The 15,618-nt window shown below is 59.2% G+C and carries 18 protein-coding genes; 10 read left to right on the forward strand and 8 right to left on the reverse strand.

Translation table 11 applies throughout. From position 1 onward, the window contains the following. Positions 1 to 206: 206 nt before the first annotated feature. The 5 genes from rluB to ACN1C3_RS06180 form a co-directional block, all read right to left on the reverse strand. Complete coding sequence (gene rluB, locus ACN1C3_RS06160) at positions 207 to 1,475, reverse strand: 23S rRNA pseudouridine(2605) synthase RluB (RefSeq protein ID WP_419114921.1); 1,269 nt, start codon at positions 1,473 to 1,475, stop codon at positions 207 to 209. A 298-nt stretch (positions 1,476 to 1,773) separates the two neighbouring features. Next, positions 1,774 to 2,769, reverse strand: a complete 996-nt coding sequence (gene scpB / locus ACN1C3_RS06165) for an SMC-Scp complex subunit ScpB (RefSeq protein WP_419114922.1) — start codon at positions 2,767 to 2,769, stop codon at positions 1,774 to 1,776. A gap of 13 nt (positions 2,770 to 2,782) precedes the next feature. Further along, complete coding sequence (locus ACN1C3_RS06170; protein WP_419115257.1) at positions 2,783 to 3,541, reverse strand: segregation and condensation protein A; 759 nt, start codon at positions 3,539 to 3,541, stop codon at positions 2,783 to 2,785. Between the two features lie 60 nt (positions 3,542 to 3,601). Beyond that, positions 3,602 to 4,231: an L-threonylcarbamoyladenylate synthase gene (locus tag ACN1C3_RS06175; protein WP_419114923.1), complete on the reverse strand. Its 630-nt coding sequence runs from the start codon at positions 4,229 to 4,231 to the stop codon at positions 3,602 to 3,604. Between the two features lie 13 nt (positions 4,232 to 4,244). Next, entirely contained in the window at positions 4,245 to 5,108 is an 864-nt protein-coding gene (locus ACN1C3_RS06180; RefSeq protein ID WP_419114924.1) for a PHP domain-containing protein, read from the reverse strand. Positions 5,109 to 5,195: 87 nt separating this feature from the next. On the opposite strand from ACN1C3_RS06180, the gene ACN1C3_RS06185 reads away from it, so the two are divergent. The 6 genes from ACN1C3_RS06185 to ACN1C3_RS06210 all read left to right on the forward strand — a co-directional run bounded on the left by ACN1C3_RS06185 (position 5,196) and on the right by ACN1C3_RS06210 (position 9,345). Next, complete coding sequence (locus ACN1C3_RS06185; RefSeq protein ID WP_419114925.1) at positions 5,196 to 5,792, forward strand: septation protein A; 597 nt, start codon at positions 5,196 to 5,198, stop codon at positions 5,790 to 5,792. 1 nt (position 5,793) lies between these two features. Beyond that, entirely contained in the window at positions 5,794 to 6,093 is a 300-nt protein-coding gene (locus ACN1C3_RS06190; RefSeq protein WP_419114926.1) for a YciI family protein, read from the forward strand. A gap of 109 nt (positions 6,094 to 6,202) precedes the next feature. Next, entirely contained in the window at positions 6,203 to 6,613 is a 411-nt protein-coding gene (locus ACN1C3_RS06195) for a translation initiation factor 2 (RefSeq protein WP_419114927.1), read from the forward strand. 7 nt (positions 6,614 to 6,620) lie between these two features. Further along, positions 6,621 to 7,298, forward strand: a complete 678-nt coding sequence (locus ACN1C3_RS06200; protein WP_419114928.1) for a response regulator transcription factor — start codon at positions 6,621 to 6,623, stop codon at positions 7,296 to 7,298. Positions 7,299 to 7,502: 204 nt separating this feature from the next. Beyond that, positions 7,503 to 7,937, forward strand: a complete 435-nt coding sequence (locus tag ACN1C3_RS06205) for a Spy/CpxP family protein refolding chaperone (RefSeq protein WP_419114929.1) — start codon at positions 7,503 to 7,505, stop codon at positions 7,935 to 7,937. 67 nt (positions 7,938 to 8,004) lie between these two features. Next, positions 8,005 to 9,345 (forward strand): ATP-binding protein, encoded by a 1,341-nt coding sequence (locus tag ACN1C3_RS06210; protein ID WP_419114930.1) that lies wholly within the window; start codon positions 8,005 to 8,007, stop codon positions 9,343 to 9,345. 157 nt (positions 9,346 to 9,502) lie between these two features. On the opposite strand, the gene ACN1C3_RS06215 is transcribed toward ACN1C3_RS06210, so the two are convergent. Then, positions 9,503 to 10,069 carry a nitroreductase family protein gene (locus ACN1C3_RS06215; protein ID WP_419114931.1) on the reverse strand — a complete coding sequence of 189 codons (567 nt, stop codon included), beginning with the start codon at positions 10,067 to 10,069 and terminating at the stop codon, positions 9,503 to 9,505. 121 nt (positions 10,070 to 10,190) lie between these two features. On the opposite strand from ACN1C3_RS06215, the gene ACN1C3_RS06220 reads away from it, so the two are divergent. Further along, positions 10,191 to 11,645 carry a TrkH family potassium uptake protein gene (locus ACN1C3_RS06220; protein WP_419114932.1) on the forward strand — a complete coding sequence of 485 codons (1,455 nt, stop codon included), beginning with the start codon at positions 10,191 to 10,193 and terminating at the stop codon, positions 11,643 to 11,645. On the opposite strand, the gene ACN1C3_RS06225 is transcribed toward ACN1C3_RS06220, so the two are convergent. Further along, on the reverse strand, positions 11,602 to 12,663 hold the full coding sequence (locus tag ACN1C3_RS06225) for an AraC family transcriptional regulator (protein WP_419114933.1): 1,062 nt from the start codon (positions 12,661 to 12,663) through the stop codon (positions 11,602 to 11,604). The two genes, ACN1C3_RS06220 and ACN1C3_RS06225, sit on opposite strands and share 44 nt — an antisense overlap. A 160-nt stretch (positions 12,664 to 12,823) precedes the next feature. Between ACN1C3_RS06225 and ACN1C3_RS06230 the strand changes: the two genes are divergently transcribed. Both ACN1C3_RS06230 and ACN1C3_RS06235 read left to right on the forward strand, forming a co-directional pair. Next, positions 12,824 to 13,135: an Mpo1-like protein gene (locus ACN1C3_RS06230; RefSeq protein ID WP_419114934.1), complete on the forward strand. Its 312-nt coding sequence runs from the start codon at positions 12,824 to 12,826 to the stop codon at positions 13,133 to 13,135. A gap of 93 nt (positions 13,136 to 13,228) precedes the next feature. Next, positions 13,229 to 13,819, forward strand: coding sequence for an HD domain-containing protein (locus tag ACN1C3_RS06235; protein WP_419114935.1), 591 nt, complete (start codon positions 13,229 to 13,231; stop codon positions 13,817 to 13,819). A 51-nt stretch (positions 13,820 to 13,870) separates the two neighbouring features. Here ACN1C3_RS06235 and ACN1C3_RS06240 read toward each other — a convergent pair whose 3' ends face one another. Then, positions 13,871 to 14,692 (reverse strand): UDP-2,3-diacylglucosamine diphosphatase, encoded by an 822-nt coding sequence (locus ACN1C3_RS06240; protein ID WP_419114936.1) that lies wholly within the window; start codon positions 14,690 to 14,692, stop codon positions 13,871 to 13,873. A 134-nt stretch (positions 14,693 to 14,826) separates the two neighbouring features. Between ACN1C3_RS06240 and ACN1C3_RS06245 the strand changes: the two genes are divergently transcribed. Further along, entirely contained in the window at positions 14,827 to 15,576 is a 750-nt protein-coding gene (locus tag ACN1C3_RS06245) for an AraC family transcriptional regulator (RefSeq protein WP_419114937.1), read from the forward strand. Positions 15,577 to 15,618: the final 42 nt, after the last annotated feature.

The raw sequence follows: 15,618 nt of genomic DNA on the forward strand, positions 1-15,618 counted from the left end.
CTTCCTTCAGATTCGCAGTCACCCGCGACACCCTTGCCTCTGGCTAACACTTCCCCTTGCCGGGTGTGTAGAGGACTTTCACCTCCAAGTCACCAGCGTGGCCACCACAGCCAAACTGGTTGCGCTTGCGCGCAACGCGCCATGCCTGGCGCACCCAAAAAAAAACGCCAACCCTAGGGTTGGCGTTCTTGTTTGCAGCTTACCGCTTACTCAGGCTTGCGACGGCCGAAGCCTGGGCGCTGACCGGAGCCAGCCGGTGCGCCACGGCGTTTTCCCGATGGCGCATCCTTGTCGACCAGGACGATCCCCGGACGCCTGGACTTAGGCCCTGGCTTGGCTGGACGCTTGGTGTCGGCCGGGCGCTCTGCCACTGGCGTACCACGACTGGAATCGCTGCGACCACCTGCTGGCGCACCACGATCGCTACGACCGCCGGCTGGAGCACCGCGACCGGTGGTCGGACGCGGAGTGCGTGGGCCGCGCTCGCCATCCTGGCGGGGCGCTGCTGGCTTGCGCGCCGGGCGCTCACCTTCAAGATGCGGCTCACGGGCTGGACGCGGGCCAGCGGCAGGTGCGCCGGCGGCTGGACGCAGGGTCCGTACGCGCTCGGTCTTGCCAACCGGGCGGGACGATTTGCGCTGCATACGCTCCAGCTTGTCTTTGCTCTTGGCGTTCAACTGCGGCATGGCGACCGGTGTCAAGCCCACTTCAGCACTGAGAATGTCGACTTCGTACTGGCTCATTTCGCGCCAGCGGCCCATCGGCAGGTCCGAATTGAGGAACACCGGACCGAAACGCACGCGCTTCAGACGGCTGACCACAAGCCCTTGGGATTCCCACAAACGACGCACTTCACGGTTACGGCCTTCCATCACCACGCAGTGGTACCAATGGTTGAAGCCTTCGCCGCCCGGTGCTTGCTTGATGTCGGTGAACTTCGCCGGGCCGTCTTCGAGGACCACACCGGCCTTGAGCCGCTCGATCATCTCGTCATCGACTTCGCCACGCACACGCACGGCGTACTCGCGGTCCATCTCGTAAGAAGGGTGCATCAGGCGGTTGGCCAGCTCACCGTCGGTGGTGAACATCAGCAGACCGGTGGTGTTGATGTCCAGACGACCGATGTTGATCCAGCGACCTTCTTTTGGACGCGGCATTTTATCGAACACGGTCGGACGGCCTTCCGGGTCGTCACGGGTGCAGATTTCGCCGTCGGGTTTGTTGTACATGATCACGCGGCGCACCGATTCGGCGGCCTCTTCGCGCTTGATCACCTTGCCATCGATAGTGATGGCGTCATGCAGGTCGACGCGCAGGCCAAGGGTGGCATCTTTGCCATTGACCTTGATTCGGCCATGGCTGATCCAGGCTTCTACGTCGCGGCGCGAGCCAACGCCGATACGGGCGAGGACTTTCTGCAGTTTTTCGCCTGCTGGGCCGATTTCCTGGTCGTCTTTCTGGTCTTTAATACTCATCTGGGCACCTCCCGGTGTGGTCTGTTCAGGCTTGGCCTGAAGAGTTGAAAGCTGGTCTTTGGGCGAAGGGATCGCTTGAGGGTCGCGAATCATACGCTCATGGTGCTGCTCGCGCATCAGAGACTAGTTGATAAGTCGTGGCTTATTTGTTTTTCCGCCGACCGGTGACGCCGAGTTCGAATTCAATACAGCTCCAATGTGGGAGCGGGCTTGCTCGCGAAAGCGGTGTGTCAGGCAACGGTGATGTCGACTGACACTCTGTCTTAGCGAGCAAGCCCGCTCCCACATTGGATTCGTGTCAGTCTTCGAGTAGGCGGCGTTCGTTTTCGATCGCTTCGGCGAGGGCAAGGGCTTCGGCTTCTTCGTCGCTCAAGGCAGGGGTCGTTTGCTCCAGCGCGGCAACGGCGGCCAGGAGTTTGGCGCGGGCCTCTGCGACGCCGATGAGGTCGTCTTCCTGCTCTTCCTCAATTTCAGTTTCAGCCTCGACGTGTAGCTCAATCTCAACCTCGCATTCGGGTTCTGCTTCGGCTTGAACTTCGGCCTCAGCCTCGCTCTCGGCGCCGGTCTCGATCACCGCCCCATCCCTGTGCAAATCATCAAAGTCGGTTTTGAGCCCCAACTCCATTGTGTCCAGCTCGGCCAGCAGGCTGTGGAAACTGGTTTCATCTTTCGGTTCTTCCGGCTCGGCGCTGGCGTCGGCCAGGGCCTGGATGCTTTCCGGTACCGGCGCATCGTCGAAGTCGAGAATCGGATCGGGCTCCAACTCACGCAGTTCGGCCAACGGCGGCAGGTCGTCGAGGTTCTTCAGGTTGAAGTGATCGAGAAAGGCTTTGGTAGTGGCGAACATCGCCGGCCTGCCCGGCACTTCGCGGTACCCGACGATGCGGATCCACTCACGTTCGAGCAGGGTTTTGACGATATGGCTGTTGACTGCTACACCGCGCACATCCTCGATCTCGCCCCGGGTGATCGGCTGGCGATAGGCGATCAAGGCCATGGTCTCAAGCATCGCTCGGGAGTAACGCTGCGGCCGTTCTTCCCACAACCGGCCAACCCACGGCGAGAACTTTTCGCGGATCTGCAGGCGATAGCCGGACGCCACTTCCTTGAGCTCAAAGGCCCGGCCGTCGCAGGATTTGCGCAGAATTTCCAGGGCCTTCTTGAAGACCGGTGGTTCCGGCCGCTCGCCCTCTTCGAAGAGTTCGAACAGACGCTCCATGGTTTGCGGCTTTCCCGAGGCCAACAGAAAGGCTTCAAGCAATGGCGCCAGCTCGCGGGGTTCAGTCAGATTCATTGATTTCGGCTCGTTATTCGGCTCGCGCCCGCACATGGATAGCCGCAAAGGGCTCATTCTGCACCAGCTCGACCAAGGACTCCTTGACCAGCTCGAGGATCGCCATAAAGGTCACGACCACTCCCAGTCGACCTTCTTCAGCGGTAAACAGCTCGACAAAGGGCACGAAACCACCGCCCTTGAGCCGCTCCAGTACATCACTCATGCGCTCGCGAGTGGACAACGCCTCGCGACTGACCTGATGGCTTTCGAACATATCGCCACGGCGCAGAACTTCGGCCATGGACATCAGCAATTCTTCCAGGCTCACGTCCGGCAACAATTTACGCGCCCGGGCCTCTGGTGCATCGAGCTTGGGCACCACCACATCGCGCCCTACCCGGCTCAAGCCATCAATGCCCTCGGCAGCGGCCTTGAAGCGTTCGTACTCCTGCAAGCGGCGGATCAGCTCGGCGCGCGGGTCGTCTTCTTCCGCTTCGATCTCGCTGGCCCGTGGCAGCAGCATCCGCGACTTGATCTCGGCGAGCATCGCCGCCATTACCAGATATTCAGCGGCCAGTTCCAGACGCACCGATTGCATCAACTCGACATAGCCCATGTACTGACGAGTGATTTCCGCCACCGGGATATCGAGGATGTTGATGTTCTGTTTGCGGATCAGGTACAGCAGCAGGTCGAGCGGGCCTTCGAAGGCTTCGAGGAAAACCTCAAGCGCATCCGGCGGGATGTACAGGTCCAGCGGCATTTCCATGACCGCCCGGCCATAGACCATGGCGAACGGCAGTTCTTGCTGCGCTCCCGCCTGACTGTCCACTGATTCGACCGCAGACATCTAGGCTTCGACCGTGAACGGTGCAGGATCACCACAACCGACACGGATCACTTGCGGCTCGCCGTCGGCCAGATTGATCACTGTGGACGCTTTGATGCCGCCGAAACCGCCATCAATGATCAGGTCGACCTGATGCTCAAGCAATTGGCGCATCTCATAAGGGTCGCTCATGGGCTCAGTCTCACCGGGCATGATCAGCGTCACACTCATCAGCGGCTCGCCCAGCTCTTCAAGCAACGCCAAAGCAATCGGGTGACTCGGCACCCGCAGGCCAATGGTCCGTTTCTTGGGATGCAGCAACAAACGCGGGACTTCGCGGGTGGCGTTGAGAATGAACGTGTAGGGGCCCGGCGTATGGGCCTTGAGCAGGCGGAAGGTGCCGGTGTCGATTTTGGCGAACAGCCCCAGTTGCGACAGGTCGCTGCAGATCAGTGCGAAGTTGTGCTTTTCGTCCAGTTGCCGCAAACGACGGACACGCTCGATGGCGTTCTTGTCGCCGATCTGGCAACCAATGGCGTAGGACGAGTCGGTTGGATAGATGACCACTCCACCGGACCTGATGATCTCGACAGCCTGTTTGATCAGGCGCGCTTGTGGGTTTTCCGGATGAATCTGGAAAAATTGACTCACATTTTCTACCTGTTCAGACGGCGGCAATAATTGGGTCATGTTTGAACCGACACCAAAGCGGCGGCAGATCCTCCGGGAGCGGGCGGTATTCGCCAATCTCGGACCAGCCTCCAGGGCCATGAAAATCACTGCCGGCGCTGACCAGCAGCCCAAACTCACGAGCAAGAATAGCCAGGCTGCCCACTTGCTCTGCGGGCTGATGACCATTAACCACCTCAATCGCGTGGCCACCTGCTTGAATATAGTCGGCAATCAGGCGACGGCGTTTGCTGCGGGTGAAATCGTAGTGCCAAGGATGCGCCAGGCTAACCCAGGCACCCGCCGCACGCAGGGTTTCGACGGTTTCTTCCAACGTCGGCCAATGCTGCTTGACGTCCCCTAACTTGCCGGCGCCCAGCCATTTGCGGAACGCTTCAGCGCGATCCTTCACGAAACCGGCACGCACCAGGTAATCGGCGAAGTGCGGTCGAGCGGGCGCATTACCGCTGTCGCCCAACTCCTGCTGAACTGCGCGAGCGCCTTCCAGCGCGCCCGGCATGCCCTTGAGTGCAAGCTTGCGGCTTATTTCTTCGGACCGTAGCCAGCGGCCATCATGCAATTTGGCAATGGCCTCGACCAGCGCCGGAGCGTTGACGTCGAAACCATAGCCCAATACATGAATAGTCGCCCCGCCCCAGGTACAGGATAATTCGATACCGTTGATCAGCTGCATACCCAGCGCTACGGCCGCGCTGCGGGCCTCTTCCAGGCCTTCGAGGGTGTCATGGTCGGTCAAGGCCAGGACTCGCACGCCTTTCTCGAACGCCCGCGCCACCAGTACCGCAGGCGCCAGGGCGCCATCGGAGGCCGTGCTATGGCAATGCAAATCAACATTCACAGGACTCTGTAACCTCAAATCAGCTGGCGCTTTCGCTACCATGGATGTTTGTTATTATGCCGCCACATCCTGCTTCTGGCTGCCACTGTGAAACAATTCATCGACTTCATCCCGCTGCTGCTGTTTTTCATCGTCTACAAAATCGATCCACGGGTCGTCGACATCGCCGGCCATGAGCTGACTGTAGGCGGTATTTACAGTGCCACGGCGATGCTGATCATCAGTTCGCTGGTGGTTTACGGCACGCTGTTCATTACCCAGCGCAAGCTGGAAAAGAGCCAATGGCTGACGCTGATTGCCTGCCTGGTCTTCGGCAGCCTGACCCTCGCCTTCCACAGCGAAACCTTCCTCAAGTGGAAAGCCCCGGTGGTCAACTGGCTATTCGCCCTGGCCTTTTTCGGCAGTCATTTCATTGGTGATAGCCTGCTGATCAAACGCATCATGGGCCATGCGCTGACGTTGCCAGACCAGGTCTGGACTCGTTTGAACATCGCCTGGATCGCTTTTTTCCTGTTCTGCGGTGGCGCCAATCTGTTCGTGGCCTTTACTTTCCAGAACTACTGGGTCGACTTCAAAGTCTTCGGCAGCCTGGGCATGACCCTGCTGTTCCTGGTCGGCCAGGGCATCTACCTGTCCCGCCACCTACATGAAACCGACACCACTACTCCGAAAACAGAGGACTGACATGCTTTACGCAATCATTGCTACAGACGTCGCCAACTCCCTGGAAAACCGCCTGGCTGCACGCCCCGCGCATCTGGAGCGGCTGCAACAGCTGCAAGCCGAAGGTCGCGTGGTGTTGGCAGGCCCTCATCCTGCCGTCGATAGCAATGATCCCGGTGCCGCGGGTTTTACCGGCAGCCTGATCGTCGCCGAGTTCGACTCGCTGACTGCCGCCCAGGCATGGGCCGATGCCGATCCGTACATCGCTGCGGGCGTCTACGCTAATGTTCTGGTCAAGCCGTTCAAGCAAGTCCTGCCGTAAGCTTCTCCTGCGTGGTGAACCTTGTCGGTTCATCGCGCGCTCAATCGCTCATTATTCTCGTTTAACGGCCGACAACCTGCCCAACACTCGATTGGAATCAGGAGTTCCGATGCGCCAAGGTCCGCTGTGTCTGCTGTTGGTCATGTTATCGATCGGGCCCCCCGCCCATGCCGAAGAAACTCCGGATGCAGGCCATTCAACGCCTCTGTCCCTGAGCGCCGGCAGCCAGATCACCGAGTTGCAGCAACGTTTGAAAGAAAGCGAACGGCTGCGTGATGAGCTGAACAAACAATTGCAAAGTGCCGATGGCGAACGCGAAAGCGTCCAGCTGACCCGACTGCGCCAAGAGAATCAGCGCCTCAAGCTGCAACTCAAGGAAGCTCAGGCCAGCCCCGTACCGCGTCTGCTGACCGATCAGCAGCAGTGGTTCGTCACCGGTGCCGGAGTAGCGCTATTGGCCCTGCTCTGCGGTATCTTCGCCGGTGGCAGACGTAGACAACGTCGGCAATGGCTAAATTGAGTGAGTCATGAGCGACCTGTTACTGATAGATGATGACCAGGAGTTGTGTGAACTCCTGACCAGCTGGCTGAGCCAGGAGGGCTTTCAGGTCCGTGCCTGCCACGATGGCCTGAGTGCTCGCCGCGCCTTGGCCGAAGCCGCACCGGCCGCCGTCGTGCTGGACGTGATGCTGCCTGATGGCAGCGGTCTGGAGCTGCTCAAGCAACTGCGCAACGATCACCCGGACTTGCCGGTGCTGATGCTCTCGGCCCGCGGCGAGCCGCTGGACCGCATTCTCGGTCTGGAATTGGGTGCTGACGATTACCTGGCCAAACCCTGCGACCCAAGGGAATTGACCGCACGCTTGCGTGCCGTGCTGCGCCGCAGCCATCCGACGGCAGTATCCAGCCAGCTCGAACTGGGTGATCTGTGCTTCAGCCCGGTTCGTGGCGTAGTCAGTATCGATGAACAGGAATTCACCCTGACCATCTCCGAAAGCCGCCTGCTTGAAGCGCTACTCAAGCAACCCGGCGAGCCGCTGGACAAGCAGGAACTGGCACAAATCGCCCTGGGCCGCAAACTGACCCTGTACGACCGCAGCCTGGACATGCACGTCAGCAACCTGCGCAAAAAGATCGGCCCGCACCCCGATGGACGTCCACGCATCGTCGCCCTGCGCAGCCGGGGTTATTACTACAGCCTCTGAAGCCCGACCACGCGCCCCCACCTGACGCGCGCCCCTACGAAGTACGTGTTTCGTCAGGAAGCAGTCGGCATAACACCGTGTTTTGTCAGGAGCCTCGAAAAGCCTCTTTACCCAAGCTTTACGCTCCGCTGACCGCCGCTGACCTTGATCTGGGTAATCTGCAGACATCCGGACTCACCGGGAATCGAGACAAGGAGATACACCATGCGCAAGACCCTTATCGCTCTGATGTTCGCTGCTGCCCTGCCCACCGTTGCCATGGCCATGCCAGAAGGTACAGGCCCGATGGGTTCGATGGACGGCCCGCGTCACGAGCACATGCACGACAAAGGTGCCTACAGCCAGCTGGACCTGACTCACGAACAGCGTCAGCAGATCCGCAAAATCATGGGCGAGCAGATGCACGAGCGTCAGCAACTGATCGATAAATACCTCGAAAAACTCTCACCAGCCGATCAGAAAGCCTTGAAAGACGAAATGGCGGCCAAACACCAGAAGGCCGAAGCCGAGGTTCGCGGTCTGCTGAAACCTGATCAGCAGAAGCAATTTGACGCGATTCAGAAAAAACAGGCTGAGCGTCGCGCAGAGTGGGCCGAGTTCAAGGCCTGGAAAGCGCAACAACCGCAAAAAGCGCAATAATTATGTAGCGTCATTTCCCAGCCCGCCGGTCCCCCGCCGTCGGGCTTTCTTTGTTTGAGGACTTCCCGTGCGTTCATTGTTCTGGCGCATCCTTGCCAGCTTCTGGCTGGCCATCGCTCTGGTTGCAGGGCTTTCACTCCTGCTCGGGCATATGTTGAATCAGGACGCCTGGATCCTCAGCCGTCATCCGGGCCTCAATACCCTGGCCGAGGACTGGACCCAAACATTTGAGACGCAAGGCGAAGATGCCGCACAGGACATTCTGGAGCAACGCAAACGCCAGTATCACATCGATGTTCAGGTGCTCAATGAAAGTGGCGATCCGGTGGTGCATGGGACCTTTCCGCGTCGCGCAGCCGCCTTCGAAGCACGGCAAAACAATGATGATCGACGCCTGCCATGGCGCCGTCTGACTGTCGAATATACCAGCCCGAAAAGCGGCGAAACCTACCTGCTGATCTACCGCATACCGCACCCGGAGCTGGATGCCTGGCATCGTGAGAGTCTGCTTTGGCCACTCAGCGCCTTGGGTATCGCCTTGGTGGTGCTTACCCTGTTCAGCTTACTGGTAACGTTCTCCATCACCCGTCCCCTTAGCCGATTGCGCGGCGCGGTTCACGACTTGGGTCAAACCACCTATCAACAAAACAGCCTGGCGAAACTGGCGAACCGTCGCGATGAATTCGGTGTACTGGCCAACGATTTCAACCGTATGGGCGCACGCCTGCAAAGCCTGATCGGCAGCCAGCGGCAACTGCTTCGCGATGTCTCACACGAGCTCCGTTCACCCTTGGCCCGATTGCGTATTGCCTTGGCCCTGGCAGAGCGCGCCACCCCGCAAGAGCGGGAAAAGCTCTGGCCACGACTGACCCGCGAGTGTGATCGCCTGGAAGCCTTGATCAGTGAAATTCTGGTACTGGCTCGTGTCGATGCCGATAACGCCAGCGCCGAAGAGATCGACCTCAATGGGTTGCTGAACAACCTGCAAAAAGACGCCCTGCTCAATTCTGCGGAGCAAAACGTAAGGGTTGAGGCCGAATCACAGTTGAGCCTCAAGGGCTGGCCGACCATGATCGAGCGTGCGCTGGATAACCTGTTGCGCAATGCCCAGCGCTTTAATCCGGCGGGGCAGCCGATTGAAATGTTGGCGTTACGTCAGGGCGAAAGAATTGTCATCAGTGTGCGTGACCATGGCCCCGGCGTTGACGCTGAACATTTGAGTCAACTGGGTGAGCCGTTCTACCGCGCGCCCGGGCAGACCGCACCGGGGCATGGCCTTGGGTTGGCCATCGCCCGTCGGGCGGCGGAGCGGCATGGCGGTAGCTTGATACTGGCCAACCATCCGGAAGGCGGTTTTATTGCCAGCCTGGATTTACCGTTGGTGCCTGGGGCTGTGGTTCAGCCCTGACCTGTGGCGAGGGAGCTTGCTCCCGCCCGACCGGGGACGCGTCCGTCAGCGAAGCGGTCGCAACAGCCGCGACGTGTTCTATCTGAAAATCTGCGGTTGCAGGTTTTAGGGCCGCTGCGCAGCCCAGCGGGAGCAAGCTCCCTCGCCACATAGACAATCAGACCTTGGCCGGCCAGGCGCTGACAAACTCTGCGATATCCACCTTCGGTGCTGTGCGCGGTTCGTTCTGCGGTGTGCCGAGGTACAGGAAGGCAATCACCTCTTCGCCCTCGGCCAAACCCAGCCCCTTGGCAACATGCGGCGAGTAGGACAACTCACCGGTACGCCACACCGCACCAATGCCCTGGGCATAGGCGGCCAGCAAAATACCGTGGGCAGCGCAGCCGGCGGCCAGTAATTGCTCGGACTTCGGCACTTTGAAATGGTCCTGCAAACGCGCGATGACCACCACCACCAACGGCGCGCGCATCGGCATGGCGCGGGCCTTGTCCAGAGCAGCCTGGGTCACTTCACCACCTTGCAACTGCGCCGCTTCAACCAACAACTCGCCCATTTGCTCGCGTGCCGCGCCTTCGACCGTCAGAAAGCGCCATGGCCGCAGTTGGCCGTGATCCGGAGCGCGCAACGCTGCGCCAAACAGCACTTCGCGTTGCGCCGCAGTGGGCGCCGGGTCAAGCAAACGCGGTACGGAAACACGGTTGAGCAAAGCGTCGAGAGCCTGCATCGGCCACCTCCTGAGAAAAATGTCCGGCCATTCTAGCGGTAACTGGCTCCGGGATGCCGGTTTACATGCCTCGCACCGCAGGTAGAATGGCGCACTTCCCTTATCAGCCCGAGCGGACTTCATGGCGTTGCCGACCATACGGATCATTGGTTTCATTATCGGCATCTTCCTGATTACCCTGGCCATCAGCATGGTCGTGCCAATGGCGACGCTGGTGATTTTCGAACGGACCAGCGATCTACCGTCGTTCCTCTGGGCCAGCACGATCACCTTTATCGCCGGCCTGGCACTGGTGATTCCGGGGCGTCCTGAGCACATTCATCTGCGACCGCGGGACATGTACCTACTGACAGTTTCCAGCTGGCTGGTGGTGTGCATCTTCGCCGCCTTACCGTTTTTACTGACCCAACACATGAGTTACACCGACTCGTTTTTTGAAAGCATGTCCGGCATCACGGCCACCGGTTCCACCGTGCTCAGCGGTCTGGACAGTATGTCTCCAGGCATTCTGATGTGGCGCTCGCTGCTTCACTGGCTCGGAGGGATCGGTTTTATCGGTATGGCGGTGGCCATTCTGCCGCTGCTGCGAATCGGCGGCATGCGTCTGTTCCAGACCGAGTCCTCGGACCGCTCAGAGAAGGTCATGCCGCGCTCGCACATGGTGGCCCGCCTGATCGTCGGTGCCTACGTCGGCATCACCATTCTCGGCAGTCTGGCATTGTGGTGGGCCGGAATGAGCCTGTTCGACGCCATCAACCATTCCATGTCTGCGATTTCCACTGGCGGTTTCTCGACCTCCGACCAATCTCTGGCCAAGTGGACACAACCGGCGGTGCATTGGGTCGCGATCGTGATCATGATCCTCGGCAGCCTGCCGTTCACCCTGTATGTCGCAACGTTGCGCGGCAATCGTCGAGCGTTGATCAAGGATCAGCAGGTTCAAGGCTTGCTCGGGATGTTGCTCGTTACCTGGCTGGTGTTGGGCACCTGGTACTGGTGGACCACCAATCTGCACTGGCTGGACGCCTTGCGGCATGTGGCGCTGAACGTCACCTCGGTGGTTACCACCACCGGATTTGCCCTGGGCGACTACAGCCTGTGGGGAAATTTTTCGCTGATGTTGTTTTTCTATCTAGGGTTTGTCGGAGGTTGCTCCGGCTCAACCGCCGGCGGGATCAAGATCTTCCGCTTTCAGGTCGCCTATATCCTGCTCAAGGCCAACCTGAATCAGTTGATTCACCCACGGGCAGTGATCAAACAGAAGTACAACGGTCATCGTCTCGACGAAGAAATTGTCCGGTCGATTCTGACGTTTTCGTTCTTCTTCGCCATCACCATCTGCGTAATCGCCCTGGCGCTATCGCTGCTCGGTGTGGACTGGATGACTGCCTTGACCGGCGCCGCCAGCACGGTTTCCGGTGTCGGCCCGGGCCTGGGTGAAACCATCGGCCCGGCCGGTAACTTCGCCACACTGCCGGATGCCGCCAAGTGGATTCTGTCGCTCGGCATGCTGCTCGGCCGACTGGAAATCATTACCGTGTTCGTTCTATGTATTCCGGCGTTTTGGCGTCATTGAGCAACGCTGGCGCTTCCAGTAGCCGCGCGCGGTACTCGCCGGGTGTGGCATCGAACCAGCGCCGAAACGCCCGGAAGAAGTTACTCGGATCGGCGAAACCCAGCAGATAAGCGATTTCCAGCAGGGTCATGGTTGGCTGCGCGAGGTACTGCTCGGCCAACTCGCGTCGGGTGTCATCAAGTAATGTCTGGAAGCTTGTGCCCTCTTCCTGCAAACGCCGCTGCAGGGTGCGAGGGGACAAATGCAGGGTCTGCGCGACAGCGTCACGCTTGGGCTCGCCCTGGGGCAGCAGACGACACAGCACCTGCCGCGCCTTGTGGGTGACCCGACTTTCAGAGAACCGCGCCAGGTACTCACCGGCAAACCGGTCATGCAGCAGCGCCATCGCCTCATTGGCTGTCGGCAATGGCGCTTCCATGTCCTGACGCTCGAAAATCAGCGCGTCGTACGGCGCGTTGAATACCAACGGTGCATGGAAAGCTTGTTTGTAGGGTTCGAGATTCACCGGTTGATCGCCCTGGACCAACACCTTGCGCGGCTGCAGAGTGCGGCCAGTCAACCAGCCGCATAACGCCAGTGCACAAGCCAGCGAGGCCTCGGCACTTTGCCGGGTCGGCGGCAGGTGATCGCCATGCACCGTCAGAATCAGCGCATAGCCTTCGGGCAGAAGACGGAAACTCAAGTCAGCGCTTTCAGCGATGATCCGTTGATAACGCACCAACCGCTGGAAGCCCTCGGCCAGGGTCCGACTGGACATCAAGGCGTAACCGACCACATTAAAGGATGCCGGTCGCACCAACTTGCCCATGTTCAAGCCAATCGCCGGATTACCAGACAGCTCCACGGCACGCTGCCAAAGCCGCGTCATGGAATCCTGAGGGAATCGCGCATCCGGGTCGTCCAGCGCCGCGTAATCGAGCCCTAGTTGTTTGAACAATAGTCGGCAATCCAGGCCGTCCATTTCCAGTGTTTTGACAATCCCCATCGCCCAGCTTGCAGAAGTCGTTCTTTCGCTCATGGCGTTTTCTTACATGATGAGCCGCATCCCACGGCTGATTTCAAAAGGATACTAAAGTGGCGCTTATGGTCACTGGCTGTTGCCACTGATGACTCTAGACTCAAATAAGCTACTCGCAGTACATCTGGCTATCAGAACAATAATCACAGAGATCGCAGTCGTGGCAAACACCAAGCGCTTCAACAGCTTTGCTGAGTTCTACCCTTACTATTTAAGTGAACACAACAACAGCACTTGCCGTCGCCTGCATTTCATCGGCACCAGTCTGGTCATTCTCATGCTCGCCGCAGCCATCGGCAAAGGCGCCTGGCTGCTGTTGTGGGCACTCCCCCTGGCCGGTTACAGCTTCGCCTGGGTCGGCCACTTCTTCTTTGAAAAGAATCGCCCCGCGACTTTCCAGCACCCGCTTTACAGCCTGCTCGGCGACTTCGTCATGTACCGCGACATGATCTTTGGCAAAGTGCCGTTCTAGAGGCCATCCTCAGCAGCCAGTGCTTGATTGGATCCAAGACCTACACTAAAGAACTTCCCGTCGAAAACGAAAACGATAAGAGGATCATCACCGATGAATGCCAATGCGCGCTTCACTCATATGCAGGATGGTACGCAGCAAGACTGGGAGATCATCGCCGCAGACTTCAGTGCCTATGCCAGGCAGCTACCGACGCGAATCGTTGCGCATCTCAAGTTGCTTGAGGGTGATTTCGGCGGTTTCCCGGTAGATCGACTGACTCACTCACTGCAAACCGCCAGCCGCGCCTGGCGCGATGGCCGTGACGAAGAATATGTGGTCTGTGCCCTGCTCCATGATATTGGCGACACCTTGGGTTCCTACAACCATCCAGACATCGCCGCAGCAATCCTCAAGCCCTTTGTCAGCGCCGAAAACCTGTGGATGGTGGAGAAACACGGTATTTTCCAGGGTTATTACTTCTTCCATTACCTGGGGATGGATCGACACCTGCGTGAGCAATTCAGTGGACATCCGCAATACCGGCAGACCATCGAGTTCTGCGCCAAGTACGATGCCGCAGCCTTTGACCCGACTTACGACACCTTGGCGCTGAGCTTCTTTGAACCGATGCTGGAGCGCCTGTTCGCTCAGCCGAAGAACTCGATCTACATGGCGGTGATGGAAGAGCATTCGCCGGTCTGAAGAGAGGGGACTGCCAATTTCAGGGCCGCTTCGCAGCCTATCCCTTGTGCCCTAACTCGGCTCTGCCACCTTCACCACTTGCGCCTTCAATTGCGCCTCCCGCGCCTGAGCATCGGACAATCGATACAGCTCGATCGAGCCATCCCAGTGCTCGATCAATGCGGTGCATGACTCCACCCAATCGCCACAATTGAGGTAGTCCACCTCGCCGACCTTGCGAATTTCGGCATGGTGAATATGCCCGCAGACCACACCGTGCAACCCGCGCTTGGTGCATTCGTGGGCGATGGCTTCTTCAAAATCACTGATAAAGCTGACCGCGGTTTTGACCTTGTGCTTGAGGTACGCCGACAACGACCAATAACCGTAGCCATACCGCGCGCGCCAGTGATTGAGCCAGCGGTTCAGGGTCAGGGTGAACTCGTAGGCCGAGTCGCCCAAAAACGCCAACCAACGGTGATAACGAGTGATCACGTCGAACTGATCACCGTGGATCACCAGCAAATGCCGACCATCGGCGGTGACGTGCACCGCCTCGTCCACCAACTGGATATTGCCCAGGATCAGTTTCGAATAACGCCGCAGGAATTCATCATGGTTACCGGTGACGTAGATCACTTCGGTGCCGCGTTTGCTCATGGTCAGCAAACGGCGAATGACGTTGGTATGTGCCTGAGGCCAGTACATGCCGCTGCGCAGCTTCCAGCCATCGATGATGTCACCGACCAGGTAGACACGGTCCGCGTGGTAGCCCTTGAGAAACTGCGACAAATGCTCCGCCTGGCAATCCCGGGTACCGAGATGCACATCGGAAATCCACAACGTGCGCACGCGTTGCTTACGGCTGGGTTTGGCGAGCTCAGCGCTGGTCATGGGCAACCTCTTCGGTATTTTTTGCGAGCTTGCGCCAGAGCGATTAATAGCCCATGACACTAATACGGCAGTCCGATGACAGCGAAAGCCTGCGCATTGCCGGTGTAGACTGCTGGTCTGCCAAGGAGACTGCGATGAGACCGATCCTCACGCTACGCCAATACACCCACGACTTGATCGTCCACAGCCATGAACACGCGCAACTGGTGTTCGGCCTGTCGGGCCAGCTCGACTTCGAAGTCGACGGCCGCGGCAGTCAGGTGGTTCAGCAAAGCTTCGTGGTGGTTCCCTCTGACGCCCATCACGCCTGCGGCAGCCCGAACGGCAGCCGCTGTCTGGTGCTGGATGTACCCAGCGATCATTGGGTGACGCAATCCTTGGGTGACCACGCCGATGCCAGCCGCCGCTTGCTGGACAATCCTGGTCGGCAGCCATTGAATGCTGCACAAAACCAGCTGGTCAGTTGGCTGGCATGCAGCCCGGTGGATGACCCGCTGATTGCTCGGCAAGGTGCCGTTCTTTTACTCGCCAGCCTCAATAGCGCCGCACCAAACAGCGTTGGCGGTCGACGTCTGCCCTACGCCGCGCTGAATGCACATATCGATCAATACGCCGCCTACCCGTTGCAAGTCGCAGACCTGGCCCGCGTCGCCGGGCTATCCAGCGCTCGCCTGCACGCACGATTCATCGCCGAATGCGGTCAGACACCGATGGACTACATTCGCAGTCGTCGTCTACATATCGCCGTACGACTGTTGCGCGAATCCGCGCTGCCGATCGGCGAAGTCGCCAACAGAGTCGGTTACAGCTCCCAAAGCGCGTTCGCTGCAGCGGTGATGCGCGAGTTCGGCGTCTCCCCCGGCAAATTGCGCCGCGAGGTTTGAGACAAATAACGCGAGGATCACGACAGACAGACGTGCGTGCAG

Source organism: Pseudomonas sp. H11T01 (assembly GCF_048515765.1).
Classification (GTDB): Bacteria; Pseudomonadota; Gammaproteobacteria; order Pseudomonadales; family Pseudomonadaceae; genus Aquipseudomonas.